Raw genomic sequence first — 3,669 nt, 5'->3', positions numbered from 1 at the left:
GTATAACAGTTAAAAGAAGAAAAGTAAATTAAAAACATCTTGGAAAAAGGATAGCTATTTGCTATTATGGTATATATAAATATAAAAAATAAAAATTTAGGAGGGGGAACATGAATGTAATATTAGGAATAGCATTCTTTGTATTAGGAAGTTTAGCAGTTTATATTTTTCAAAAGAAAAAATATAAGAAAATGACAGAGGAGGATCTCGTTTGTGAAGTGGTACAAAAAGCATTCATAAGGGAGAAATTTTCAGATCATAATGAACATAAATTAGTGAGAGAGCTATTAAAAAGTGATGCTTTTATAAAAGATTTATCTTTGACAGCAAAGTTTAAAGGGATGATAGTAGGGTATATCCTTTTTACAAAAATAAAAGTTGGAAACGAAACTCTATTGGCTCTAGCTCCACTGGCAGTATTACCAAGATTTCAAAAAAAAGGTATTGGAAAAAGTTTGGTAGAGAAGGGACATAAAATAGCAAAAGATATGGGATATAAGGGTGTTGTAGTTCTGGGGCATGCGGACTATTACAAAAGATTTGGATATGAACCAGCATCAAGATGGGGTATTAAATGTCCAATTGAAGTTCCAGATGAGAATTTTATGGCTATTGAGCTTTATCCAGGAGCTTTAACTAATGTAAAAGGAGTAGTGGAGTATCCTAAAGAGTTTGGTATAAATTAGAAAAGGGGAAGTGAAGGGTATGAGTTTTAGTAACTATGTTGAAAGAAAAGGGACAGATTCAAGGAAATGGGATTTAAATGGGATGTTAGAGATGGCCTCTTATGCAGATGATGAAAGTATTCCAATGTGGGTGGCGGATATGGATTTTAAAGCTCCAGAATTTGTGCAAGATGCGCTATTAAAGAGAGTTGAGCATGGAGTTTTTGGCTACAATACAGCAGATAAAAAATACTATGAAGGGATTAAATTTTGGTTAAAAAATAGAAACGATTGGGACATAGAGGAGTATTGGATAGTGCCAACAAGTGGAGTAGTTCCAGCATTATGTTATGCGATAAAGGCTTTTACAGAGCATGGGGATGGAGTAGTTGTTCAAAATCCTGTATATCCGCCATTTAGAAATTCAGTGGAGATAAATGGAAGAGAGGTAGTCAGTAATCCTTTAAAATTAGCTGGAGATAGATATGAAATGGATTTTGACGACTTAGAGAAAAAATTAGCAAATCCTAAAAATAAGATGTTAATTCTATGTAGTCCACATAACCCAATTGGTAGAGTTTGGACAAAAAATGAGCTAGAGAAAGTTGTTTCACTATGCTTAAAGTATAAAAAAATAATAGTTTCAGATGAAATTCACAGTGATTTAATACTTTTTAAAAATAAGTTTGTATCTGTTGGAACATTGAATAGAGAGATAAAAAAATATCTAATTGTTTGTACTTCAATAAGTAAAACCTTTAATTTGGCAGGTTTGAAAGCATCTAATATAATAATTCCAGATAGCGATTTAAGAGAGAGATTTATTAATGAGATGTCTAAAGTTGCAGCTAAGCCAGTACCAAATATATTTGGAGCAATTGCAATGGAGCAATGTTACTCTAAAGAGGGTGAGAGATGGTTAGAGGATTTAATCGTGTACTTAGAGGATAACTATCTATTTTTGAAAGATTATCTAGAAAAGAGATTACCTAAAATAAAGTGTTTCCCTTTAGAGGGTACATATCTGGCTTGGATAGATTTTAGAGAGTTAAATCTGACTGAAGAGGAGTTAAGATTTAAATTGGAAGAGGAAGCTAAGATTGTTACTGATGGAGGAGGAATATTTGGAGCTGAGGGAGTTGGATTTATAAGATTAAATTTTGCTTGTCACAGATCTGTCTTAGAAAAAGCTTTGGAAAGACTTGAAAAATCATTTGAAAATATTTAGTTAAAAAGAGCAAGGGAAGTTTATTCCCTTGCTTTTTATTTCTCTATACAACTGTACAAATTTCATTGAAATTTAGTCTTCGTTCTCTTGGATTAAGTGTTTTACTTTCATCAAAGTATCCGATAGAAAGAAGCATTACCACAGTTTTGTCCTCATCTATATCAAATAGCTCCTTAACTTTATCCTCATTAAATCCAATCATAGGGTGAGTGTCAACACCATGATCTTTTGCACAAAGCATTATGGTCATAGCCAATAGAGAAACATCTCTAACAGCCATAGCATTTCTTTTAACCTCAGTTGGATATAGAACAGTTTCACACATATTAATAAGTTGAGTAACTTTATCCTCTTTTAAACCTAAATCAATTTTAATATTCCACATTGGGTTATCTCTGCCATACCCAAAAGTGTCTCCTACCAATATAAGTGTCATAGAAGCTTCCTTTATTTTTGGCTGATTACAAGCTGTAAATAGTTTTTCCTTAGCTTCAGGAGAACGAACTGCAATGATTTCCCAAGGCTGTAGGTTAAATGCAGAAGGAGCTAAAACAGCTTCATTTATAATCTCTTCAAAAATTTTTAGATCAAGCTCTCTATTTGGATCAAAAAAATTAACGCTTCTTCTTTTAGAAACAACATCTTTAAAATTCATATTAACACCTCCAGAAAGATACTTATTTTAATATACCACTATCAATGCAAACTTCTTTTTATTTAAGAACAATTCTAGGAATTCTAGAGTTTAAAAGCGTGGTATATTCGTAATGGTCCATTTTTAAAAAAGCATTGCACTTTTCAAAATTCTGATAGATTTCAACAATATCACCAACTTCAGCACTGTTATCAACTAAAACAAAGGATGTATCCATACTGATATGTACTATCGGATACTCTTTGTTATTTATATGGCATAAAATATTGGTATTTCTCTTGGAAAAACCATCTCCATATCCAATTTTTATTTTGGCAACTCTATGAAAGTTTTCAGTGGGAATACTTTCAATTCGCTCATAACCAATGAAATCTAATTTTGAAAAATCTTTTATATCACATATAGGACCACAAAGAGACCAAGAACGCTTGATATTATCATTGGTGATGCCTGGATCAAGCATTCCAAGCAAACTAATACCACATCTAACATGTGTGGAACCCTCCCCTAATCCTAAAAGAGTAGCGGCACTATTTTGAGAGTGAATAATATTAAAACGCTCCCTACCAATATACTCTATGGATTCAATGAATTTTCTTTGAATCTCTATAGTTTCCTCCTCATTAGAGCTAAAAAAATGGGTCATAGCACCCTGAAAATAAAGATTGTTCTCTATGATTAAAGTTTTAATAGCCTCAATTTCATCCTGAGAAAATCCATTTCTAGCAAAACCAAAATCAAATTTTAAATGAAGTTGAGAAAAATCTATCCCGCTGTTAATTAACTCTTTAAGTTCTTCAAGACTATTGACAACCATCTCTAAATTTTTAAAGTTTTTTAAAAGTGAAAAATCCTCAATAGTCTCAAAAATTAAGATTTTAACTTGAGGTATATTTAATGAAAGTATTTCAAGAGCTTCACACTCTCTAGCTACGGCGAAATATAAACAGCCACTATCAGCTAAAATAGGGACAACCTCCCTCAATCCATGACCATAGGCATTGACTTTAACAACGGCAATAATATCTTTTTTTGTACTCCCTTTAATATAATTGAAATTATGGACTATATTTTTTTTGATGAGTTTTATTTGAAAACTGTCTCTCCCCATTTAATTCCTC

The 3,669-nt window shown here is 32.0% G+C and carries 4 protein-coding genes; 2 read left to right on the top strand and 2 right to left on the bottom strand.

Features of this window, described 5'->3' with window-relative positions:
* Positions 1-110: 110 nt before the first annotated feature.
* On the top strand, positions 111-686 hold the full coding sequence (locus ACMOUI_RS09815) for a GNAT family N-acetyltransferase (RefSeq protein ID WP_418965521.1): 576 nt from the start codon (positions 111-113) through the stop codon (positions 684-686).
* Between the two features lie 19 nt (positions 687-705).
* The gene (locus tag ACMOUI_RS09810) at positions 706-1,893 is read left to right on the top strand and encodes a MalY/PatB family protein (RefSeq protein WP_418965520.1); all 1,188 of its coding nucleotides are present in this window, start codon (positions 706-708) and stop codon (positions 1,891-1,893) included.
* A 43-nt stretch (positions 1,894-1,936) separates the two neighbouring features.
* Here ACMOUI_RS09810 and ACMOUI_RS09805 read toward each other — a convergent pair whose 3' ends face one another.
* Together ACMOUI_RS09805 and ACMOUI_RS09800 are read right to left on the bottom strand one after the other, a co-directional pair.
* Complete coding sequence (locus ACMOUI_RS09805) at positions 1,937-2,548, bottom strand: nitroreductase family protein (RefSeq protein WP_418965519.1); 612 nt, start codon at positions 2,546-2,548, stop codon at positions 1,937-1,939.
* Positions 2,549-2,606: 58 nt separating this feature from the next.
* Entirely contained in the window at positions 2,607-3,659 is a 1,053-nt protein-coding gene (locus tag ACMOUI_RS09800; protein ID WP_418965518.1) for an alanine racemase, read from the bottom strand.
* Positions 3,660-3,669 lie beyond the last annotated feature (10 nt).

Source organism: Cetobacterium sp. (assembly GCF_048470075.1).
Taxonomy (GTDB): Bacteria; Fusobacteriota; Fusobacteriia; order Fusobacteriales; family Fusobacteriaceae; genus Cetobacterium_A.
Note: the sequence above shows the minus strand (reverse complement) of the source record. Positions and strands in the feature narration are given on the sequence as shown.